This window comes from Vibrio sp. Vb1166 (genome assembly GCF_033338695.1).
Classification (GTDB): Bacteria; Pseudomonadota; Gammaproteobacteria; order Enterobacterales; family Vibrionaceae; genus Vibrio; species Vibrio alginolyticus.
In genome coordinates this window covers 26,934-48,896 of record NZ_JAWOTE010000029.1, presented here as the reverse complement: position 1 = coordinate 48,896, position 21,963 = coordinate 26,934, and the positions used below count along the sequence as shown (strand labels likewise).

Below are 21,963 nucleotides of genomic sequence, written 5' to 3'. Positions count from 1 at the left end.
GCGGGGTGGAGCAGCTTGGTAGCTCGTCGGGCTCATAACCCGAAGGTCGTCGGTTCAAATCCGGCCCCCGCAACCAAATACAAGACGATAGATTGAGTACTTATTTAGTATACAATTGTTAAGTCGTCTACGGATGCGCCGCTTGATTCAACGCCTGCTTCTCGCAACCAATCACATCGCTCTTTTCATAATGCTGCGAAGCATGAATCCCCAAAAGCTAAACTTTTATCCGCATCATATGATGTCGGACGATTTCGTTTGTGTTTAAAACACGATATGAATCGGCTGACGTACAAGTATGATGAGGCTTCGCGTGTTTTATCTACTTTAATTAACAGAGTTATCCACATACGTCGTTCTGTGGATAAGTTGGTTGATAAAGTGTTTTTAGCTTGACTTTTTATGATGGGGAAGAAAGATCTTTTCTCTAAAATGAAGTTGAAACAACAAAGAAATACCAATTAAATCTTTGTTATATAAAGAAAAAATAAGTTTTTTGTCGGATCGAGTACGTTAAAATACGATCATTAACTGGTATTTTTTTGATCCTAGTCATTTCTCCGAGCTGTGTTTAACTTTTTTCTGCTAGCTTGTTTTTCTTGAATCTCAAATTTTTTTCCACATTACAAAATTGAGAACAAGGTCATGAATTGAACATGCAAAAGTACTTTCAATCTCTTGCATATAGACTACGCTCTATGCGTCTCTCGGCAGTCCCTTCTCGACTATCCTTATTAAGCGTTGCTTTTTCGTCTCTATAGATGAATTACTCTCAGTGGGGAGTTGATTCAGTTGCTCTGTCAAAGCCCATTTTATGTGCTCATCAAGTAATTTATTTTCACCTTGCCGACTTTCCAGCGCATCTATGATTCGCTGACTATATTCTGCATTACCAAGTGCGACAGCGATGTTACGTAGCCACTGTATATGACCAATACGACGGATAGCGGAGCCTTCCATATTTTTTAGAAAAGTCGCTTCATCCCAGTTAAACATGTCGACGAGGTCAGGGTTTTTGAAACTGTCACGACGGTGGAAATCATCTTGCTCCGTTATGTCGGCGTAGCGGTTCCATGGGCAAACCAATTGACAGTCGTCACAACCATAAATGCGGTTACCCATTGGCTTTCGAAACTCTTCAGGAATCACGCCATCGAACTCGATGGTGAGATAAGAGATACAACGCCTGGCATCGACAACTTTGTCTTCAACGATGGCTTGTGTTGGGCATGATGTAATGCATGCTTTGCATTTACCGCACTGATCAACGCTTGGCTCATCTACGGGTAGTGGTAAGTCGATAAGTAGTTCACCTAAAAAGAACCACGATCCACAGTCTTGATCTAAAATCAGGGAATGTTTCCCGGTCCAACCTAAGCCCGCTTTTTGGGCGAGAGGTCGCTCTAATATTGGTGCGGAATCAACGAAAGGTCGGTAACCATATTGACCAACCTCTTGTTCAATAAGTTTGCCGAGCTTATTTAGCTGCTTTCTGACGAGCTTGTGATAATCGCGCCCTAGTGCGTAGCGGCTAATATAGGCATGACTTTTATTCGCGAGGTTCGAAGCGAATTGAGCCTCTGGTGGCAGATAGTCCATCCGGACGCTGATAACACGAACGGTTCCCGGGAGTAGCTCATGGGGTCTAGCACGCATCATACCGTGACGAGCCATCCAATCCATTGAGCCGTGATAGCCTGCATCAAGCCATTTTTGTAGTGCTGCTTCATGTTCACTCAGATCAACGTCGCAGATCCCAACTTTTTGGAAGCCGAGTTCTTTTCCCCAAACTTTGATTTGTTGTGCGAGTTGTTCGTAGTTCATGTTAACCACCGGAATAAAGGGGGGCGGATCTTAACGGATCTCTGGCTTTGGTGCTACCCAGTTAGGTACGTTTTTGATGTTGTGAATACTGCTTATTGAAGTCATTTGCATATATTCTAAATCTAGGTCGATACTAAGATGATTAAGATACCGTTTATTGGATACTTTTTTCGCACATATGACATTTGAAAGCTTGTCTCTCAAAACCAACACGGTTTACTATTCCTGTTCTTTTGATTTTTATATAGTCAACGATCATTAGTTAGAGAAGCATCAATGAGCACGAAACAATTCAATTTAAAAGATGAGCATGAAACGGTTGCACTAGGCACCGCTTTGGCTCAGCTTTGTTCCCAGCAAACCACAATTTATCTGCATGGTGATTTGGGTGCAGGTAAAACAACCTTTAGTCGTGGTTTTGTCCGTGCTCTTGGTCATCAAGGTAACGTGAAAAGTCCAACTTATACTCTAGTCGAACCGTACCAGTTGGATCAGTGGCAAGTATATCACTTCGACCTTTATCGTCTTGCGGATCCTGAAGAGCTTGAGTTTATGGGGATTCGAGACTATTTCACAGACGATGCGATTTGCTTGGTTGAATGGCCTGAAAAAGGGCATGGCTTACTGCCACAACCGGATCTTGATGTAAACATTCGCTACCAAGGTGAGCAACGTGTAGCCGAACTAACAGCTAATAATGATTATGGTGTGCAGTTACTCAGTCGATTGGAGCTATGTTGAGTTTTTCAAATTTTAGAGTGGTGGCGACGTTTGTCGCCACTTTTCTCCTTCTCATCCCCAATTTAGCATTTGCTAACGTCGTTAAGAGTTTTCGAGTTTGGCCTTCACCTGATGAAACGCGTGTTGTCATCGATTTAGGCTCGGAAGCTGACTATTCCTATTTCTCTTTATCAGGGCCGGATCGCCTTGTCGTGGATTTAAAAAGCACGACGATGCAGGCCAAACTACCTGTTACTGTTACGGATAGCCCTGTTTTAAAACTGGTACGAAAAAGCTCGCCTCCAGAGAAGGGCACTTATCGTTTGGTGTTTGAACTAAAAAAGAGCGTTCAAGCGGAGTTATTTAAATTAAGCCCAACACCAGGTGGGCAGTATGGTCACCGCTTGGTGATTGATTTACCGCACGGTAAGAAGGCATCGACCTCTAAACCGAGTAAGCCAGCGGCGGCCAGCAAAGACATGAGTTCAGTTCAACGAGCTCAAGAAGTGTTAATTGTTATCGACCCTGGTCACGGTGGGGAAGACCCTGGCTCTATTGGCCCTTCACGTCGTAAGTACGAGAAAGATGCGGTATTGAGTATCTCAAGAAAAATTGCTGCTCAGCTCGATGCGACTCCTGGTATTAAAACGCGCATGACTCGTACGGGAGATTATTTTGTAAACTTAAACCGTCGTGTCGCGATTGCTCGTGAAAATGATGCGCACTTGCTGATTTCCATTCACGCAGATGCGTTTACTTCACCGAAGCCTCGCGGTGGATCGGTCTTCGTACTAAATACTCGTCGTGCAAATACCGAAATTGCTCGTTGGGTCGAGAACCATGAGAAACAGTCTGAGTTATTGGGCGGCTCGGGTAATGCGTTCTTCACGAAGACAAAAGATCGTAACGTGAACCAAACTTTGTTGGACTTGCAGTTTAGTCATTCACAAAAAGAAGGTTATAAGCTGGCAACAGAAATCCTAGGTGAGATGGGACGTGTTGCGCACCTGCATAACACCAAACCGATCAACACCAGCCTTGCGGTTTTACGCTCTCCACAGATTCCGTCTGTGCTAGTGGAAACGGGCTTTATTTCTAACCCAACAGAAGAGCGTTTACTGTTTCAACGAGCGCACCAAGATAAGTTAGCTCAGGCTATCACTAAGGCGGTCGTCAAGTACTTAAAAGATAACCCACCAGAGGGTACGGTGTTCTCGCCTTCAGCGAAGCCAATGGTACATATTGTAAAGCGTGGCGAGTCATTATCGGTGATCGCGAACAAATATGGGCTTAGCTCTAAAGCGCTGATGTCGGCAAACAACTTGAAGTCGACAGGCTTGGCAATTGGTCAGAAGCTCAACATTCCTTCTGCTGGTACGATTAAAGTGCCAAGTAAACCGATTACTGTTGAGACAGAAACCATTACGCACAAGGTTAAGTCTGGTGAGTTCTTAGGTAAGATTGCGAATCACTATAAAGTGAAGGTTTCAGATATCCGCCGAGAGAATAACTTGAAGTCAGATACCTTGTGGGTAGGGCAAAAGTTGAAGATAACGGTCGCGGTAAAAGATAAACCGATTCGTAAGCACAAGGTTTCTCGGGGTGAGTTCCTTGGCAAAATAGCGTCCAAATACGGCGTTAGCGTATCGAGCATTCGTAAAGCGAATAACTTACGCTCTGATCAGCTAGCGGTTGGGCAAGTCCTGATCATTCCAAACAAGTAGGTGAGCTTCTAACTCATTATGACGATTAAAATTTTGCCAGCCAGACTTGCAAACCAAATCGCCGCAGGGGAAGTGGTCGAAAGACCTGCTTCTGTGATTAAAGAACTGGTTGAAAATAGTCTTGATTCTGGCGCAACTCGAATCGATATCGATATCGAGAAAGGAGGCGCAAAGCTGATTCGTGTTCGTGATAACGGAAAAGGTATCGCGAAAGATGAACTTGGCTTAGCGCTCAGTCGTCATGCGACATCTAAGATACATACCTTAGATGATCTCGAAGCCATTATGAGTCTAGGTTTTCGCGGTGAAGCGTTAGCCAGTATTAGCTCAGTCTCGCGTTTGACGCTCACGTCGCGTCCTGCGGCACAAGAAGAAGCCTGGAGTGCCTACTCCGAAGGGCGTGATATGCAGGTGAAGCTTAAGCCAGCAGCGCACCCGATTGGCACGACTGTTGAGGTGTTGGACTTATTTTTTAATACTCCAGCGCGTCGCAAGTTTCTTCGTACGGAGAAAACCGAATTTGCTCATATTGATGAGTTATTGAAACGTATTGCGTTAAGCCGCTTTGATGTCACCATCAATGTGCGTCATAACGGCAAGATCATCCGTCAATATCGCGCGGCGAAAAATCAGCTTCAAACCGAAAAGCGTATTGCTGCTGTCTGCGGTAATGCGTTTGTGCGGCATATGCTCAGAATCGAGCTTGAGCATCAAGGGTTAAAGCTACATGGGTGGATTACCACGCCAGAGGGAGCAAGGCAGCAAAGCGATTTACAATATTGCTATGTGAATGGCCGAATGATGCGTGACAAATTAATCAATCACGCGATTCGTCAAAGCTATGAAATGAGCTTAAAGCCAGATCAGTTTGCTGCGTATGTGCTCTTTATTGAGCTAGATCCGCACCAAGTAGATGTGAATGTTCACCCTGCTAAGCATGAAGTGCGTTTCCACCAAGCTCGTTTGGTGCATGATTTCATCTATCAAGCTTTGACGGATGCACTTGCGCAAAGCGCCGTGATTGATAAACCACAGGTGAATGAATCGGCATTTCATCGCGTGGAACCGACTGAGTCCGAAGAGATTGAGCATTCGCCAGAGCCTGAAAATGTACAAGAGCCAGCATCTTCACCAGTACCAGAGCGGGTTTATCAAGCGATAGAGAGTACACCGGCTTATCCTGGACGCAGTGATTATGAAGTGAAGCCTCGTAATAGCGGTCCTAGTGAAACCTCCGTGCGAGAGGCGCGCGTAGTGGAGTCATTCAAACGTAATGATTGGGTGGAATCCAAACCTGCACCAAAGCCAAGTCACAGTAAAGAGCGCCACGTAGAACCAGCGCCAACTAAACAAGAAGTACGCGCTTATCACGAGCTGTTGAAAACGCCAGAGTTTGAGGCTCAGGCAGTCACTCCAATAGCGCCCCAAACGATAACTTCGCACACATCAATGCCATCGATTACTGCATTGGGCAAAGCGCTGATGGTGGTCGATGAACAATTTGTTTTGATGAGCAGTGACAGTGGGGCGGCGTTAGTCTCGTTACCTAGAGCAGAATTTTATCGTGTAAAAGGCCAGCTTTCTCCAAGCGATGGTGCACTCAAGGCACAACCTCTGCTTGTTCCTCTATCTATTAAGTTAGAGGCCGAATTAGTGAGACTGGCCCAAGATTATCAACAAGATTTGGCATTGCTTGGTATTCAATTGAAAGCGAGAAACGAGCACGCCTTAATGGTGATGGGCGTCCCAGCTCCGCTGCGTCAACAAAACTTACAAAATTTAGTACCAGATCTGTTATCTTACGCGCAATCTTGTGTGAACGAAGGTATAGCAGCGGCTCAGATGCTGTCTGAGTTGATAGATTGGCTCGCATTACAGGTCACGACAGTGAAGAGTCACTATACTTTTTCTGAAGCCATTCAAATTATTGCGGAACTTGAACAGCTAAGACATGGTCAATTGCCATTAGAAGATACAAAATTCGTATCCGCTGTTGATTTCTCTGCCACGATAGCCAAATTAAAACCATGACAGATAAACTACCTTTGGCGCTATTTTTAATGGGGCCAACTGCATCAGGCAAAACTGAGCTGGCGATTCGTCTTCGTCAAAAATTTCCGGTTGAGATCATCAGTGTTGATTCTGCTTTGATCTACAAAGGGATGGATATCGGTACGGCGAAACCGGATGAAAAAGAGTTAAGTTTGGCGCCTCATCGCTTGATAGATATTTTGGATCCAAGTGAATCTTACTCTGTCGCCGACTTTCGTCGAGATGCATTGAAAGCGATGGATGATATTGTTGCAGAAGGAAAAATTCCACTTCTTGTGGGTGGAACAATGCTGTATTACAAGGCGTTACTTGAAGGTTTATCACCACTTCCTGCTGCAAATCCTGAAATTCGTCAGCAAATTGAACAAGAGGCATTGACTAAAGGTTGGTCAGTGTTGCACGATGAACTCAAAGAGGTTGATCCTGTGTCAGCCGCGAGAATCCATCCCAATGATCCCCAACGTTTATCTCGGGCATTGGAAGTTTTTCGCATTTCAGGTAAAACTTTGACTGAATTGACTCAAACGAAAGGTGAAAGCCTACCATACCGAGTCAAGCAGTTTGCAATAGCTCCCAAGGATAGGGCAGAACTTCACCGTCGGATTGAACTCCGTTTCGAGAAGATGATGGAAGCGGGCTTTGAAGAAGAAATGAAAGCGTTACATTCGCGAAAAGATCTTCACCCCGATCTTCCTTCCATACGATGCGTCGGTTATCGACAGATGTGGGAGTATTTAGATGGGGAGTGTACACGTGACGAAGCGGTATTTCGTGGCGTATGCGCGACTCGTCAATTGGCCAAGCGTCAAATCACCTGGTTACGCAGCTGGGATGATTTAACTTGGTTGGATAGCGAGAACATTGAACAGGCATTAGAAACGATGTCGGAAGCAATAGCATCTGATTGACATAGCTGTGTATAATGTGATCGTTTTTGCGTGAACGCACTCTCAAAGGATCTGTTGTTGGCGGTTTTTATACTATGCTGCTAATTACTTAGAGTGCATTTTTGATTCGTTTAGCTCAGATGCAAAAGCCGTATCTTTTGCATTGCACCACTAGCTAAATAATTACAACTACAAATTAAATAAGGAAAATAAAAATGGCTAAGGGGCAATCTCTACAAGACCCATTTCTAAACGCGCTACGTCGTGAGCGTATCCCGGTATCTATCTACCTTGTGAATGGTATTAAACTACAAGGTCAGATCGAATCATTCGATCAATTTGTGATCCTGCTGAAGAATACTGTTAACCAAATGGTGTACAAGCACGCGATCTCAACAGTTGTGCCGGCTCGTCCAGTGAGCCATCACAGCGGTGAACGTCCACAAGGTGAGCGTCCACAAGAGAAATCAGAAGATTAATTCTTCATCGAGTATTTTTAAAATAAGGAGTTGATTGCTTGTTTGACCGTTATGAATCCGGTGAGCGAGCCGTACTTGTTCATATCAACTTCACGCAAGAAGGTGAATGGGAAGATCTGGCTGAGTTCGAAATGCTGGTTTCTTCTGCTGGGGTAGAGGCGCTACAAGTGGTAACTGGTAGTCGTCAATCCCCACACCCGAAATACTATGTCGGAGAGGGTAAGGCCCAAGAGATTGCTACAGCGGTACAATCAACGGGTGCCGAAATTGTGATTTTTAATCACGCCCTCTCTCCTGCCCAAGAACGTAACCTCGAAGCACTGTGCCAATGTCGAGTTCTCGACCGCACTGGTCTTATTCTCGATATCTTTGCTCAACGAGCTCGAACACACGAAGGTAAGCTACAGGTAGAGCTGGCTCAACTTCGTCATATCTCTACTCGTTTGATTCGTGGTTGGACGCACCTTGAAAGGCAGAAAGGTGGTATCGGTTTACGTGGCCCGGGTGAAACCCAGCTGGAAACCGACCGTCGCTTATTGCGTGACAGAATCAAAGCCATCCTGCGACGCTTAGACAAAGTAGCGAAGCAGCGTGAACAAGGGCGCCGCGCCCGAAATCGAGCTGAAATCCCAACGGTTTCACTTGTGGGTTACACCAACGCGGGTAAGTCGACACTCTTCAACCGTATTACAGAAGCTGGCGTGTACGCGGCTGATCAATTATTTGCTACTTTGGACCCGACTTTACGTAAGATAGAGTTAGCAGATGTTGGCCCTGCCATCTTGGCAGACACGGTTGGTTTTATTCGACATTTGCCACACGACTTGGTTGCGGCCTTCAAGGCAACCTTGCAGGAAACGCAAGAAGCTGACATTTTGTTACATGTTGTTGATGCCAGTGATGAGCGTTTTCGTGAGAATATTCAAGCTGTTCATGAAGTACTAGAAGAGATCGACGCGCATGAAGTGCCGACTCTGGTTGTCATGAACAAAATCGACAATCTAGATTCGCAGAAACCACGTATAGAACGAGACGAGGAGGGCGTACCTCGCGCAGTTTGGGTTTCAGCAATGGATGGGTTGGGCATTGATGTCCTGTTTGAGGCTCTGACGGAACGTCTGGCGTCACAAATGGTCGAGCATCAGTTGCGAATTCCTCCACAGTATCAAGGACGATTCCGTAGTACCTTCTTCCAAATGAAGTGTATTCAACGTGAGGAATATGACCAGGATGGTAACTTGTTGATCGATATTCGAATGCAGCAAGTAGATTGGTCTAGACTTGAAAAAAGAGAAGGGGCAGTTTTGACTGGCTTTATAGTCACTTAAAGGACTGCTACAGTATAACGTCATATCAAATGATGGAGCTTTCTAATGGCGTGGAATGAGCCTGGAAATAACAACGGCAACAATGGCCGCGATAATGACCCTTGGGGTAATAATAATCGTGGTGGCCAGCGTCCTGGTGGCCGAGATCAAGGTCCGCCAGATTTAGATGAAGTGTTCAACAAACTGAGTCAAAAGCTGGGCGGCAAGTTTGGTAAAAAAGGCGGCGGTGGTTCTCCAATCGGCGGCGGTGGTGGTAGTGCAATTGGCTTTGGCGTGATTGCTCTGATTGCTGTTGCGGTTTGGTTTTTCGCTGGTTTTTACACCATCGGTGAAGCAGAGCGTGGTGTTGTACTGCGTTTAGGTAAATACGATCGTATCGTAGACCCAGGTCTTAACTGGCGTCCTCGCTTTATTGATGAGTACGAAGCGGTAAACGTACAAGCGATTCGTTCACTACGTGCATCTGGTCTAATGCTGACTAAAGATGAAAACGTTGTAACAGTTGCGATGGATGTTCAGTACCGAGTGACTGACCCATACAAATACTTGTACCGTGTAACCAATGCAGACGACAGCTTGCGTCAAGCAACGGATTCTGCACTACGTGCAGTAATTGGTGACTCATTGATGGATAGCATTCTAACCAGTGGTCGTCAGCAAATTCGTCAAACTACGCAAGAAACACTGAACCAAATCATTGATAGCTATGATATGGGTCTGGTACTTGTTGATGTGAACTTCCAGTCTGCTCGTCCACCAGAGCAAGTGAAAGATGCGTTTGATGATGCAATCGCAGCACGTGAGGATGAAGAGCGTTTCATTCGTGAAGCTGAAGCATACAAGAACGAAATCTTGCCTAAGGCAACGGGTCGAGCAGAGCGTTTGAAGAAAGAAGCACAAGGTTACAATGAGCGTGTCACTAACGAGGCTCTTGGTCAGGTAGCACAGTTCGAAAAACTACTACCAGAATACCAAGCAGCGCCTGGTGTAACGCGTGATCGTCTGTACATCGACGCAATGGAAGAGGTGTACTCAAGCACTTCGAAAGTGTTGATTGACTCGGAATCAAGCGGCAATCTTCTTTACCTTCCAATCGATAAGTTGGCGGGACAAGAGGGCAAAGCAGATACCAAACGTAAATCGAAGTCATCTTCAACCTATGATCAAATTCAACTTGAGTCTGATCGTACACAAGAAGACACTTCGAACACGCAGTCTCGTTCAACAGGTTCACGTCAAGGGAGATACTAAGAATGCGTAAGTTAATGATCCCTGTACTGGTAATCGCACTGGCATTAATGTTGATGTCTTTGTTTGTGATTCCTGAAGGTGAGCGCGGTATCGTGGTTCGATTTGGTCGTGTCTTGAAAGACAACAACGACATCACTCGAATTTACGAGCCTGGTCTGCATTTCAAGATGCCTTTGTTTGACCGTGTGAAACAACTTGATGCACGTATCCAAACAATGGATGGTCGTGCAGACCGTTTCGTAACGTCTGAGAAAAAAGACGTTATCATTGATACCTACGTGAAGTGGCGTATTGAAGATTTTGGTCGCTACTACCTCGCGACAGGCGGTGGTAACTCGCTAACGGCAGAGGCACTACTTGAGCGTAAAGTGACGGACGTGCTTCGTTCTGAAATCGGTGCTCGTGAAATCAAACAGATCGTATCTGGTCCACGTAACGATGATGTGCTACCAGAAGACGCAAGTGCCGATGTTGTCGCAACTGAAGCGGCTCGTGAAGCGCTTGAGATTGATGGTGAACGCGACCTAATCATGTCTGAAGTATTGAAAGACACGCGTGAAAGCGCAATGAAAGACTTGGGTGTTCGTGTCGTTGATTTCCGAATGAAGAAAATCAACCTGCCTGATGAAATCAGTGAGTCTATCTACCGTCGTATGCGTGCGGAGCGTGAGTCCGTTGCTCGTAAGCACCGTTCTCAAGGTCGTGAAAAAGCGGAAGTTATTCGTGCTCAAGCAGAACTAGAAGTAGCAACTATTCTAGCTGAAGCTGATAAAACGGCGCGTGTGACACGAGGTGAAGCGGATGCTGAAGCTGCGAAGATTTATGCTGAAGCGTACAACAAAGACCCTGAGTTCTTTAGCTTCCTACGCTCGCTACGTGCGTATGAGAAGTCCTTCAGCTCTAAGAGCGATATTCTGGTGCTTGATCCGAAGAGTGAGTTCTTCCAATACATGAACCAGTCGAAGGGCAGCATGGAGAAATAATCTCCGCGTCTCATTGAAATAAAAGGCTCCTTAGGGAGCCTTTTTTGTATCTGATGCTAAGTGCTAGCTCATCATGATGGCGATGACGGCTCCAGCAACTACTAGGCAGCCACCGATGCGTCGTAGCTGATTGTTGGGTTGTTCACTTAATTGAGCCACCATATTCCGCCAACCGTTAGGAGCAATCAGTGGCCCAATGCCTTCCACGATCAAGACGAGCCCAATCGCCAACCATATGGATTCAGACATAGCGCTTTCCAGTCGAATAGAGAAAGCTAAATACTATCAGTGATATGCTGATTTCAAAATGAACAAAGCGGCAAGATGACATTCTGGTAGCAACTCTGTGAACAAAAAATGACTGCAAGAAGCGTGATTCGGTGCTAGAATCCATTTTTAACTAGCAATCAGACTTGGAAAGATGGGAAATAACGTAGTCGTTCTAGGCACCCAATGGGGTGACGAAGGTAAAGGTAAAATCGTAGACCTTTTAACTGAAGATGCAAAATACGTGGTACGCTACCAAGGCGGTCACAACGCAGGTCACACTCTCGTAATTGACGGTGAAAAAACCGTTCTTCACTTAATTCCATCAGGTATCCTTCGCGATAACGTAAAATGTGTTATCGGTAACGGTGTTGTACTATCACCTGAAGCTCTACTTAAAGAAATGAAGCCTCTTGAAGAGCGCGGTATTCCAGTACGCGAGCGTCTTTTCATTTCTGAAGCATGTCCGCTAATTCTTCCTTACCACGTTGCAATGGACCAAGCTCGCGAAATCGCTCGCGGTAAAAAAGCTATCGGTACTACTGGTCGTGGTATCGGTCCAGCATACGAAGATAAAGTTGCTCGTCGCGGTCTACGCGTTGGCGACCTATTCGATATGGCGACTTTCGCAGAGAAGCTAAAAGAAGTCATGGAGTTCCATAACTTCCAACTAGTTAACTTCTACAAAGCGGAGCCAGTAAGCTACGAAGAAGTACTTGAGCAAGCTAAAGGCTACGCTGAACTACTAACGTCAATGGTTATCGACGTAACTGACGAACTAGACGCAGCACGTAAGCGCGGCGACAAGATCATGTTCGAAGGTGCACAAGGTACACTACTTGATATCGACCACGGTACTTACCCGTACGTAACGTCTTCTAACACGACTGCTGGTGGTGTTGCTGCAGGTTCTGGTTTTGGTCCTCGTCACATCGGTTACATCTTGGGTATCGCAAAAGCGTACTGTACTCGCGTTGGTGCTGGTCCATTCCCGACTGAACTATACGACGGTTTAGATAAGCAAGATCCAATTGGTAAGCACTTAGGTGAAGTTGGCCACGAGTTCGGTGCGACAACTGGTCGTCTACGTCGTACAGGTTGGTTCGATGCTGTTGCTATGCGTCGTGCAATCCAAATCAACTCTGTATCTGGTTTCTGTCTAACTAAACTAGACGTACTAGATGGTCTAGAAGAGCTAAAAATCTGTACTGGTTACAAGATGGAAGATGGCTCTGTGCTAGAAGTTTCTCCGATGGCTGCTGAAGCATTCGAAAAAGCAACGCCAATCTACGAAACAATGCCTGGTTGGTCTGAGAACACATTTGGTGCTAAGTCACTAGATGCTCTACCACAAGCCGCTCTTGACTACATCAAGCGTATTGAAGAGCTAACTGGCGTTCCAGTAGACATCATCTCTACAGGTCCTGACCGTAACGAAACTATCATCAAAGTTCACCCATTCGAAGCTTAATTGATAGCCGTTAAAGATTGCAAAAGCCGACCTTCTGGTCGGCTTTTTTGTATCTGAACAAAAACAGCGTGACTCTCATATGGCAAGCTTTTGCCGCTGAGCCTAAATCAGAGGCAAAAATTGTCTAAAGCTTAGCTGTTTTTTGCCGATAAGGTTATCAAGCAGAGGAGATCCTTCACCGATCTTTGGTTTCTTAGATACCTTAAGGGTACGTTTATGAAGTTACGAACAGTGGCTGCTTCACTGTTGTTGACCTTGGTTGCTACCACAGTGAAAGCCAATGTTGCTGATGTGGGGGCACCAGTTCCGATCTATACCGAAGCAGAGCTGATAAAGCTTATTGAGCAAAATAAGCACTTACAACGTGTGCGCGCTGATAACTGCCAGCTGGTGGAGGATATCGTAGCTCGTGCGACTCGAATTAACTTACCCGCTTATGAATTTCTGTACGGAGATATGTTGGCTTGGGGGGTGTGTGTCGAGCAAGATGTCGAACTGGGTCTTTACTACATCGAAAATGCAGCGCATCAGGGGTTACCAGCTGCACTAGAGCAGATTGGCCGATACTATTCGCGTGGCACTTTAGTACAGCAAGATAAAGAACGTGCAATTCCATATTTGCGAGAAGCTGCGTCAATGGGAAACCTAAACGCGCGTATTCATCTGGCCGAGTTGCTTTTACGTGATTATGGCAGTCCACTCGATTACGAAGATGCGTATCGTTGGTTATATAACTCTGTCACAGCAGATAAGCGGCAGCATAAGCGCATAACTGTATTGAGAAACGGCCTTGAACAGCGCATGCCACAAAACGTTATTGCTCGAGCTAAACGGCGAGACACCTTTTGGTAACGCTTCAATATTGCAAACAACTTCATACAACAAAGCCCACGTCACGTGGGCTTTGTTGTTTTCCCGATAGTTGGTAGCGCTTAAACCACTTTGTGTGGACCGAAGCATTCGTAATGGAATTGCTCTTCTGGTACGCCAAGTTCTAATAGCTGTTTCGCTACGTGCTGCATAAATCCTACAGGACCACAGAAGTACACCTGCACTTTATCTTGCTTTAATGCAGCTTCAATTTCATACAGATTGACAAAGCCCGTGAAGTGGAAGTCTTCACCTAGCTTGTCTTCTGCCGTTGGTTGGTTATACCAAACGAGCGCGTTCATATTTTCTTTTTCTGCAACGAGTTGGTTTACGTGTTGCTTGAAAGCATGCTGTTGGCCATTTTCGGTTGCATGAACCCAAGTTACAGGTGCTTGATGTGCTGAGAGACTTTCTAGCATTGACAGCGTTGGAGTAAGTCCCACACCAGCAGAAATTAGAACAACGGGTGTTTGTGGTTCGGCATCCATAAAGAAATCACCGGCAGGGGCCGCAAGCTGCACTTTTTCGCCAGTGTTCAGGCTATCGTGCAGGTAGTTCGACACTTTTCCGCCTTCTTCACGTTTTACTGAGATACGGTAGGTGTTCTCTTGGACCGCAGAAGACAGGCTATATTGGCGAATTTCTTGGTTTTCTAACTGGTCACTGTTGATGTAGATGCCAAGGTATTGTCCCGGTTTATACGGCGCCACTTTTTGGCCATCGGTTGGCTTGAACACAAAGCTGCAAATGTGTTCGCTCTCAATCTTTTTATCGACTAATTCAAATTCGCGTAGACCGCGCCAGCCGCCTTCCAAAGCTTCATTTTGTTGGTAAATTTGTTCTTCGCGCTGAATAAATACATTCGCAAGTACGCCGTAAGCCTCAGCCCAAGCATCCAACACTTCTTGACCTGGATTAAAAAGCTCATCGATTGTCGCAAGTAAATGCTTACCAACGATTTGGTACTGATCTTCTGTGATCAAAAAGCTCGTGTGCTTATGCGCAATTTTCTCTACTGCGCCAAGCAGAGCTGGCAAATTTTCAATATTGGCAGCATAGGCACAGATAGCGTTGAATAATGCTTCACGCTGATCGCCGTTACGCTGGTTACTCATGTTAAAAATATCTTTCAACTCAGGGTTATGAGTAAACATACGCTCGTAAAAGTGCGCGGTCAGTTTTGGTCCTGTTTCGGCGATGAGTGGTGCGGTCGCTTTGACGATCTCGATAGTTTGATTGCTGAGCATAAGGGCTTCCTACTTTAAGTTGTATTTATAATGCATGTTTAAAGTTGTATCTCAAATGTATCTTTCGATCAAGAAAAGATTTACACTTTTATCGATAGCTCAAGTTTGGGGTTTTAGCATCACCAGCGGGTTATTGAGTCGCACTTTGGGAGAGAATATGCAGTTAACTAGTTTCACTGATTATGCGTTGAGAACCTTAATTTTCTTGGCTTCGTTGCCGGAAGATGAGTTAACCAGCATTACCGAAGTGACGGATTTATTTGGTGTGTCGCGCAACCATATGGTTAAAGTTATCAATCGGTTAGGGCAGTTGGGTTATGTCCATACCGTGCGCGGAAAAAACGGTGGTATCCGGCTGATGAAGCCAGCGTCTGAAATCACAGTCGGTGGTGTTGTGCGCGATTTAGAGCCGTTAGATTTAGTCAACTGTGGTGTGGATTTTTGCCATATTACCCCTGCTTGCCGCCTCAAAGATAAATTGGCGAAAGCAAAAAGTGCCTTTCTGGCGGAGTTGGATGACTGCACGATTGAATCCTTGCTCAGTGACAATTCTGAACTTTTGATCTTGCTGGCTCGTCCTTAACTCATTTGCATGCCTAGAGTCGATCTCGATCATTCTTTTTTCAAAGCAATTCTGTAGCTTATCGAGAGACTCAGATATACTAGCCATATACCTTCCTTGCTAGATAGGCGTGCCTATGTCAGACAATATTCCAAACGATCCTTTTGCAGATCGTGAATCCAAAAATTACGAAAATCCAATTCCAAGCCGAGAGTTTATCATCGAGTTTCTAGAGCAAGCGGGCGTTCCAATGAATCGTAACGACTTGTTTGAGGCACTAAAGCTTGAGGGCGAAGAGCAATACGAAGGGTTGCGTCGTCGGCTACGTGCGATGGAGCGAGATGGCCAACTGGTGTTTACCCGCCGTCAGTGCTATGCATTGCCTGAAAAACTTGAAATGGTGAAAGGTTACGTGATTGGTCATCGTGATGGCCATGGTTGGGTACGTCCAGAAGGCAGCGTCGGCAAGGATGATGATATTCTGTTACCGCACCATCAGATGAAGAACATCATCCACGGTGATTTTGTCTTAGTGCAACCGACAGACAACAGCAAGCGCGGCCGCCGTGAAGGACGTTTGGTGCGTGTGCTAGAGGAGCGCAATGATCAAATCGTTGGTCGTTTCTTCCTTGAATATGGATACTCCTATGTTGTCCCAGATGACTCGCGTATCAGCCAAGATATCCTGATCCCAAATGAGCACAAAGCGGGTGCACGCATGGGTAACGTAGTCGTAATTGAAATTACTGATCGTGGCTCACGCTCACGCGGCATGATGGGTAAAGTGGTTGAAGTCCTTGGTGAAAACATGGCACCAGGTATGGAAACACAAATTGCGATTCGTACACACCAAATCCCTCACGAATGGCCAGAAGCCGTCGATAAACAAATCGAAAACTTAGGCGAAGAAGTACCAGAAGAAGCGAAAGTTGGTCGTGTGGATCTACGTGATTTGCCACTAGTGACCATTGACGGCGAAGACGCACGAGACTTTGATGATGCCGTTTACTGTGAAAAGAACAAAGAAGGTGGTTGGCGTTTATGGGTAGCGATTGCTGACGTCAGTTACTACGTTCGTCCTGACTCTGCGTTGGATAAAGAAGCGATCAATCGTGGTAACTCAGTATATTTCCCTTCGCAAGTTGTGCCAATGTTGCCAGAAGTACTGTCGAACGGTCTATGTTCGCTTAACCCGCAAGTAGATCGCTTGTGTATGGTGTGCGAAATGACCATTTCCGATACAGGTAAGCTGTCTGGTTACAAGCATTACGAGGCGGTGATGAACTCGCACGCTCGTCTCACATATAGCAAAGTGAGCGCGATTCTAGAAGGGGATGAAGAACTACGTGAGCGCTACCAGCCGCTTGTTTCTCATCTAGAAGAGTTGCACAAGATGTACAAAGTGCTGAAAGAAGCACGAGATCAACGCGGTGCAATCGAATTTGAAACCGTTGAAACCAAATTTATTTTCAATGCGGAACGTAAAATCGAAAGCATTGAGCCAGTAATTCGTAATGACGCGCATAAGATCATCGAAGAATGTATGATTTTAGCCAACATTGCTTCGGCATCGCTGGTAGAAAAAGCGAAAGAGCCCGCGCTTTATCGTATCCACGAATCTCCAGGTGAATTACGCCTGCAAGGTTTCCGTGACTTCTTAAGTGAACTTGGTCTTGAGCTAAAAGGTGGTTTAGAGCCTTCACCAACGGACTATGCTGATCTCGCACGTCAAATCTCCGGGCGTCAAGATCAAGAGTTGATTCAGACCATGCTGCTACGCTCAATGAAGCAAGCGGTATACAACGCAGATAACGCGGGGCACTTTGGGTTGGCATTGAAACGCTATGCGCACTTTACGTCGCCAATTCGTCGTTACCCTGACTTGTTACTTCACCGTGCAATCAAGTATCTGATTGCTAAAGAAGAAGGTCGTAATCAAGATCGCTGGACACCAACAGGTGGCTATCATTACTCGTTTGACGACATGGATTTTTACGGCGAACAATGTTCGATGACAGAGCGCCGTGCTGATGATGCAACACGTGATGTTGCGGATTGGCTGAAGTGTGAATATATGCAAGACCACGTCGGTGACGAACTAGACGGTGTTATTGCTAATGTCACTAGCTTTGGCTTCTTTGTACGTTTAACGGATTTGCACATCGATGGTTTGGTACATATTTCTACCCTTGCGAACGACTACTATCAATTTGACCCGATTGGTCAACGACTTATTGGTGAAAGTTTCGGTAACATCTATCGCTTAGGTGATGCAGTAAAAGTAAAAGTACTGGCTGTTAACCTCGATGATAAGCAAATTGACTTTGAATTGGTCGAAACAAGTCGTAAGCTACGCGGCGAAGGTAAGACTGCGAAGAAACGCGCAGCGGAAGCAAAACGCAAAGCGAAAGATAAAAAACGCGCTGCGACTCGCTCTTCATCGAAAGAAGGTGGCGCGGCTCGTGCAGTTCCTGCGATAGAGCCAACTAAACGCCCAGAAGAAACGGGCGCAACGAGTAAGCGCAATGGCCCAAAACGTGGTGACGCCGAAGGCAACGAGAAGCCTAAAGTGAAAAAAGCACGTAAAAAGAAGCCGCACAGTAAGCCGAAGAAAACCAAGCGCACTAAAAAAGAAGCGCAGTAGGTTGAAGCGCCAACTTAGTTCAAACTCGGTTGGCGCAGGCAATACGACCAGAACAACAGGTTAAACAATGAGTAACGAATTTATCTACGGCATTCACGCAGTGAAGGCGGTATTGGAGCGCGAACCAGAGCGTTTTATCGAGGCGTACGTTTTAAAAGGTCGTCAAGATGATCGCCTAATGCCAATCCTAAATGATCTTCAGGTTTGTGGTGTTTCTATTCAGCAGATGACACGTAAAACCTTGGATGACAAAGCGCGCGGTGCAAATCACCAAGGCATCATCGCTCGTGTGAAACCAGCGAAGCAGCTGAATGAGAACGATATAGATGACATCCTGGCGCAGCACGAATCACCACTGCTATTAGTGTTAGACGGCGTGACCGATCCACACAATCTTGGTGCGTGTTTACGTAACGCAGATGCGGCAGGTGCTGCGGCGATCATCGTACCGAAAGATCGTTCTGCGCCAATGAACGCAACCGTAAGCAAAGTGGCTTGTGGTGCAGCTGAAGTCGTGCCATTGATCCGAGTGACTAACTTGGCTCGTACTATGCGTACATTGCAAGAGAAAGGCATCTGGTTTGTTGGTACTGCGGGTGAAGCAACGCACGACATCTACCAAGCCAAACTGACTGGCCCCCTTGCTATCGTAATGGGGGCAGAAGGTGACGGTATGCGTCGTCTAACTCGTGAAACCTGCGACGATTTGATTAAGATCCCAATGGCTGGTAGCGTTTCAAGCTTGAACGTATCTGTGGCATCCGGCATCTGTTTGTTTGAGGCAGTTCGTCAGCGTATTGCTGCAAAGTAACGACGAAACAAACAGTTACTGTAGAATCAGACATAATGATAAAAACAAAGGATGGGGTGCCATCCTTTGTCGTTTTCACCGATTTATAAATAAAAATCCTCAGGGAAGTTATGACTCAACAAGACATTAAATTCATCGCCTTCGATCTAGATGGTACTTTGCTTGATAGCGTGCCCGATCTAGCTGTCGCGGCAGACCAAGCAGTACAGGCGCTTGGCTTTCCATCGGTTTCAGAAGAACAAGTTCGTGATTACGTGGGTAACGGCGCAGACGTGCTTATTGGTCGCTCATTAAGCCAAAGCCTGACCATCAACCCGGAGCTGAGTGAAGAGCTTCGTGCTAAAGCGCGTGTATTGTTTGATGATTACTACGAGCAAAGCGGTCACAAGCTAAGTCATCTTTACCCAACGGTAAAAGAGACACTAGCAGAGCTGCACAAAGCGGGCTTTGTTATGGCGTTGGTGACCAACAAACCTTCAAAGTTTGTGCCTGACGTTTTGGAAAAGCACGACATCGCAAAATACTTCGTTGATGTCCTTGGCGGTGATGCATTCCCAGAGAAAAAACCAAACCCAGTAGCATTGAACTGGTTGATGGAAAAGCACCAAATCCAACCAAGTGAAATGCTGATGGTTGGCGACTCGAAAAACGATATTCTCGCAGCAAAGAATGCAGGCTGTGCCTCATTTGGTCTGACATATGGTTACAACCACGGTGAACCTATTTCAGCATCAAATCCAGATTTCGTCGCTGACAGTTTGGCAGAATTATTGGACGTTGTAGCGGTTTCTGCATAACGGCTACAAAAGAGCTTCCAAAATACTCGTTAATGAGTACACTGAGTAAACCGTGCACCTATTACTGCACGGTTTTTTTCATTTAATTAGATTAAGAAGTCAAAGGAATCATTCTAATGAGCAAACCCATTGTATTGAGTGGTGTTCAACCTTCAGGTGAACTAAGTATCGGTAACTACTTGGGTGCTCTACGTCAATGGCAGCAGATGCAAGACGATTATGATTGCCAATATTGTGTGGTAGACCTTCACGCGATTACGGTTCGTCAGGACCCTAAAGCGCTGCATGAAGCAACTCTAGACGCACTGGCAATTTGTCTGGCAGTTGGTGTTGACCCGAAGAAGAGCACGCTATTTGTTCAGTCACATGTACCAGAGCATGCTCAATTAGGTTGGCTTCTTAACTGCTACACTCAAATGGGTGAGCTGAGCCGTATGACTCAGTTTAAAGACAAATCGGCACGTTACGCGAATGACGTAAACGTCGGTCTATTTGACTACCCGGTGTTGATGGCGGCTGACATTTTGCTTTACGGTGCACACCAAGTACCTGTAGGCAGTGACCAGAAGCAACATCTAGAATTAGCGCGCGATATCGCAACGCGTTTCAACAATATTTACTCGCCAGAGCAGCCAATCTTCCAAGTTCCAGAGCCTTACATTCCGACAGTAAATGCGCGTGTAATGAGCCTTCAAGACGCAACGAAGAAGATGTCTAAATCTGATGACAACCGTAAGAACGTTATCACGCTGCTGGAAGAGCCTAAGTCGATCCTTAAGAAGATCAACAAAGCGCAAACCGATACCGAAACGCCACCAAGTATCCGTCATGATATCGAGAACAAGGCGGGCATTGCTAACCTAATGGGTCTGTACTCCGCGGCGACAGGTATGAGCTTCGAAGAGATTGAAGCGAAGTACCAAGGCGTAGAAATGTATGGCCCATTTAAGAAAGATGTTGGTGAGGCAGTTGTAGCAATGCTTGAGCCAATTCAAGCAGAATATCACCGTATTCGCGCTGATCGTGCTTACATGGACGAGGTAATGCAGCAAGGCGCTGAGAAAGCCTCGGCACGAGCGGCTGAAACGCTTAAGAAAGCATACGAAGCAGTAGGTTTTGTAGCTCGCCCATAGTTGCTAAGAACGAATACGAAAAAGCTCCACTTTGGTGGAGCTTTTTTTATGCCTGTATTACTGAAATGGTGTGTCTTTCATACAGCGTTCCATGTCGTAATATTCAACACGTCCTCGAGCCCCTAGAAAGGCAGACTTCACAACCATGCCTCTATCAATGAAGTAACTAAGCTGTACGCATGATATATCGTAGCTGAGTTCTTTAATTCTCGCTGGAATCCAGTAGGTTCCTGGCGTTCTTAGACGCTGAGTAAAGGTAATAACACCCTCGTCACTGACTTCTAGCTCTTCAATACCATCCAGTTCATTTTTGGCTGATTCGATGATGTCTTGATTCGCCGTAGGTTGAAGTGGCTCACTGGCGGTCAACTGACACCCCGCTATCAAGCCAAGTAGGGAGAGAGCTAGCACACTGCGTTGAATTTTTTTCATTTGTCGTTCCTGGGTTTACAGCTAATGAGATCTTATTGTCTCGCGCAGGTGTTATATCTTTTGTGTATGTTTTTGGCTAGTGAGTAATGAAAAGTTATTGAATAAATCATGAAAACTTTGAAGTATGAGGGGCCTGTATAAGAGAGAACGAAGCGAGTAATAGATTCTTGGGCTTGAACAGTGATACAAGTGAAAATTAAAGCATTCTAAATTAGTGACTAATTATATTTTTTATTTGTAACGGAACGGTTGGGTTAATAAGCAACTCAACAAGTGATGTATTTTCTACTCCTTAACATGAAGTGAAAAAGTAAACTGAGTAATCAATCTAAATTCTGACTTGTTTATCAATAGCGCTCTGTATTTATTACAAAAAATGTTTGAATGGGATGCTCTGGCATATTTTCTTATATTCACATGTGATTCATTTCACGGCTTTAATTACTCATTCTTATTTATTTCATAAATAAACCTGATAGTA

The 21,963-nt window shown here is 45.5% G+C and carries 19 protein-coding genes; 15 read left to right on the top strand and 4 right to left on the bottom strand.

Annotated features, from left to right (window positions below):
- Window positions 1-696: 696 nt before the first annotated feature.
- Window positions 697-1,824: a tRNA epoxyqueuosine(34) reductase QueG gene (gene queG, locus R7E51_RS20775; RefSeq protein ID WP_005381370.1), complete on the bottom strand. Its 1,128-nt coding sequence runs from the start codon at window positions 1,822-1,824 to the stop codon at window positions 697-699.
- 276 nt (window positions 1,825-2,100) lie between these two features.
- Here queG and tsaE point away from each other — a divergent pair, with 276 nt between their 5' ends.
- From tsaE to hflC, 8 genes are all read left to right on the top strand, one after another.
- Window positions 2,101-2,565: a tRNA (adenosine(37)-N6)-threonylcarbamoyltransferase complex ATPase subunit type 1 TsaE gene (gene tsaE, locus R7E51_RS20770; RefSeq protein ID WP_005381372.1), complete on the top strand. Its 465-nt coding sequence runs from the start codon at window positions 2,101-2,103 to the stop codon at window positions 2,563-2,565.
- Window positions 2,559-4,268, top strand: coding sequence for an N-acetylmuramoyl-L-alanine amidase (locus tag R7E51_RS20765; RefSeq protein WP_005381374.1), 1,710 nt, complete (start codon window positions 2,559-2,561; stop codon window positions 4,266-4,268). Before tsaE ends, R7E51_RS20765 begins: the two co-directional genes overlap by 7 nt.
- Window positions 4,269-4,286: 18 nt before the next feature.
- Window positions 4,287-6,299, top strand: coding sequence for a DNA mismatch repair endonuclease MutL (mutL, locus tag R7E51_RS20760; RefSeq protein WP_017633727.1), 2,013 nt, complete (start codon window positions 4,287-4,289; stop codon window positions 6,297-6,299).
- Window positions 6,296-7,228 carry a tRNA (adenosine(37)-N6)-dimethylallyltransferase MiaA gene (miaA, locus tag R7E51_RS20755; protein WP_005395375.1) on the top strand — a complete coding sequence of 311 codons (933 nt, stop codon included), beginning with the start codon at window positions 6,296-6,298 and terminating at the stop codon, window positions 7,226-7,228. Before mutL ends, miaA begins: the two co-directional genes overlap by 4 nt.
- Window positions 7,229-7,422: 194 nt before the next feature.
- Window positions 7,423-7,686, top strand: coding sequence for an RNA chaperone Hfq (hfq, locus tag R7E51_RS20750; RefSeq protein WP_005381379.1), 264 nt, complete (start codon window positions 7,423-7,425; stop codon window positions 7,684-7,686).
- 38 nt (window positions 7,687-7,724) lie between these two features.
- On the top strand, window positions 7,725-9,014 hold the full coding sequence (gene hflX / locus R7E51_RS20745) for a ribosome rescue GTPase HflX (protein ID WP_005381380.1): 1,290 nt from the start codon (window positions 7,725-7,727) through the stop codon (window positions 9,012-9,014).
- A 45-nt stretch (window positions 9,015-9,059) separates the two neighbouring features.
- Window positions 9,060-10,265: an FtsH protease activity modulator HflK gene (gene hflK / locus R7E51_RS20740; RefSeq protein ID WP_017633728.1), complete on the top strand. Its 1,206-nt coding sequence runs from the start codon at window positions 9,060-9,062 to the stop codon at window positions 10,263-10,265.
- Between the two features lie 2 nt (window positions 10,266-10,267).
- Window positions 10,268-11,248, top strand: coding sequence for a protease modulator HflC (gene hflC / locus R7E51_RS20735; protein WP_005381382.1), 981 nt, complete (start codon window positions 10,268-10,270; stop codon window positions 11,246-11,248).
- Between the two features lie 63 nt (window positions 11,249-11,311).
- On the opposite strand, the gene R7E51_RS20730 is transcribed toward hflC, so the two are convergent.
- On the bottom strand, window positions 11,312-11,497 hold the full coding sequence (locus R7E51_RS20730; protein ID WP_005381383.1) for a DUF2065 domain-containing protein: 186 nt from the start codon (window positions 11,495-11,497) through the stop codon (window positions 11,312-11,314).
- Window positions 11,498-11,669: 172 nt separating this feature from the next.
- On the opposite strand from R7E51_RS20730, the gene R7E51_RS20725 reads away from it, so the two are divergent.
- Together R7E51_RS20725 and motX are read left to right on the top strand one after the other, a co-directional pair.
- The gene (locus R7E51_RS20725) at window positions 11,670-12,986 is read left to right on the top strand and encodes an adenylosuccinate synthase (RefSeq protein ID WP_005381385.1); all 1,317 of its coding nucleotides are present in this window, start codon (window positions 11,670-11,672) and stop codon (window positions 12,984-12,986) included.
- A gap of 216 nt (window positions 12,987-13,202) precedes the next feature.
- Complete coding sequence (motX, locus tag R7E51_RS20720; RefSeq protein WP_005381388.1) at window positions 13,203-13,838, top strand: flagellar protein MotX; 636 nt, start codon at window positions 13,203-13,205, stop codon at window positions 13,836-13,838.
- Between the two features lie 80 nt (window positions 13,839-13,918).
- Here motX and hmpA read toward each other — a convergent pair whose 3' ends face one another.
- Window positions 13,919-15,103: an NO-inducible flavohemoprotein gene (gene hmpA, locus R7E51_RS20715; protein ID WP_206958496.1), complete on the bottom strand. Its 1,185-nt coding sequence runs from the start codon at window positions 15,101-15,103 to the stop codon at window positions 13,919-13,921.
- A gap of 157 nt (window positions 15,104-15,260) precedes the next feature.
- On the opposite strand from hmpA, the gene nsrR reads away from it, so the two are divergent.
- From nsrR to trpS, 5 genes are all read left to right on the top strand, one after another.
- Entirely contained in the window at window positions 15,261-15,686 is a 426-nt protein-coding gene (gene nsrR / locus R7E51_RS20710) for a nitric oxide-sensing transcriptional repressor NsrR (RefSeq protein WP_005381392.1), read from the top strand.
- A 115-nt stretch (window positions 15,687-15,801) separates the two neighbouring features.
- On the top strand, window positions 15,802-18,309 hold the full coding sequence (gene rnr / locus R7E51_RS20705) for a ribonuclease R (RefSeq protein WP_017821742.1): 2,508 nt from the start codon (window positions 15,802-15,804) through the stop codon (window positions 18,307-18,309).
- 67 nt (window positions 18,310-18,376) lie between these two features.
- Entirely contained in the window at window positions 18,377-19,120 is a 744-nt protein-coding gene (gene rlmB, locus R7E51_RS20700; RefSeq protein WP_005381395.1) for a 23S rRNA (guanosine(2251)-2'-O)-methyltransferase RlmB, read from the top strand.
- A 110-nt stretch (window positions 19,121-19,230) separates the two neighbouring features.
- Complete coding sequence (locus tag R7E51_RS20695; RefSeq protein WP_005382834.1) at window positions 19,231-19,917, top strand: phosphoglycolate phosphatase; 687 nt, start codon at window positions 19,231-19,233, stop codon at window positions 19,915-19,917.
- Window positions 19,918-20,033: 116 nt separating this feature from the next.
- Window positions 20,034-21,050: a tryptophan--tRNA ligase gene (gene trpS / locus R7E51_RS20690; protein WP_005381398.1), complete on the top strand. Its 1,017-nt coding sequence runs from the start codon at window positions 20,034-20,036 to the stop codon at window positions 21,048-21,050.
- A 57-nt stretch (window positions 21,051-21,107) separates the two neighbouring features.
- On the opposite strand, the gene R7E51_RS20685 is transcribed toward trpS, so the two are convergent.
- Window positions 21,108-21,482 (bottom strand): hypothetical protein, encoded by a 375-nt coding sequence (locus R7E51_RS20685; protein WP_005381401.1) that lies wholly within the window; start codon window positions 21,480-21,482, stop codon window positions 21,108-21,110.
- Window positions 21,483-21,963 lie beyond the last annotated feature (481 nt).

What these genes read in the sequence shown, in the direction of transcription:
- motX (WP_005381388.1), top strand. Translation starts at nt 13,203, where the DNA reads ATGAAGTTACGAACAGTGGCTGCTTCACTGTTGTTGACCTTGGTTGCT.
- R7E51_RS20725 (WP_005381385.1), top strand. Translation starts at nt 11,670, where the DNA reads ATGGGAAATAACGTAGTCGTTCTAGGCACCCAATGGGGTGACGAAGGT.
- R7E51_RS20685 (WP_005381401.1), bottom strand. Translation starts at nt 21,482, where the DNA reads ATGAAAAAAATTCAACGCAGTGTGCTAGCTCTCTCCCTACTTGGCTTG.
- rnr (WP_017821742.1), top strand. Translation starts at nt 15,802, where the DNA reads ATGTCAGACAATATTCCAAACGATCCTTTTGCAGATCGTGAATCCAAA.
- mutL (WP_017633727.1), top strand. Translation starts at nt 4,287, where the DNA reads ATGACGATTAAAATTTTGCCAGCCAGACTTGCAAACCAAATCGCCGCA.
- trpS (WP_005381398.1), top strand. Translation starts at nt 20,034, where the DNA reads ATGAGCAAACCCATTGTATTGAGTGGTGTTCAACCTTCAGGTGAACTA.
- hflK (WP_017633728.1), top strand. Translation starts at nt 9,060, where the DNA reads ATGGCGTGGAATGAGCCTGGAAATAACAACGGCAACAATGGCCGCGAT.
- rlmB (WP_005381395.1), top strand. Translation starts at nt 18,377, where the DNA reads ATGAGTAACGAATTTATCTACGGCATTCACGCAGTGAAGGCGGTATTG.
- hfq (WP_005381379.1), top strand. Translation starts at nt 7,423, where the DNA reads ATGGCTAAGGGGCAATCTCTACAAGACCCATTTCTAAACGCGCTACGT.
- miaA (WP_005395375.1), top strand. Translation starts at nt 6,296, where the DNA reads ATGACAGATAAACTACCTTTGGCGCTATTTTTAATGGGGCCAACTGCA.
- nsrR (WP_005381392.1), top strand. Translation starts at nt 15,261, where the DNA reads ATGCAGTTAACTAGTTTCACTGATTATGCGTTGAGAACCTTAATTTTC.
- R7E51_RS20695 (WP_005382834.1), top strand. Translation starts at nt 19,231, where the DNA reads ATGACTCAACAAGACATTAAATTCATCGCCTTCGATCTAGATGGTACT.
- R7E51_RS20765 (WP_005381374.1), top strand. Translation starts at nt 2,559, where the DNA reads ATGTTGAGTTTTTCAAATTTTAGAGTGGTGGCGACGTTTGTCGCCACT.
- hflC (WP_005381382.1), top strand. Translation starts at nt 10,268, where the DNA reads ATGCGTAAGTTAATGATCCCTGTACTGGTAATCGCACTGGCATTAATG.
- queG (WP_005381370.1), bottom strand. Translation starts at nt 1,824, where the DNA reads ATGAACTACGAACAACTCGCACAACAAATCAAAGTTTGGGGAAAAGAA.
- R7E51_RS20730 (WP_005381383.1), bottom strand. Translation starts at nt 11,497, where the DNA reads ATGTCTGAATCCATATGGTTGGCGATTGGGCTCGTCTTGATCGTGGAA.
- hmpA (WP_206958496.1), bottom strand. Translation starts at nt 15,103, where the DNA reads ATGCTCAGCAATCAAACTATCGAGATCGTCAAAGCGACCGCACCACTC.
- tsaE (WP_005381372.1), top strand. Translation starts at nt 2,101, where the DNA reads ATGAGCACGAAACAATTCAATTTAAAAGATGAGCATGAAACGGTTGCA.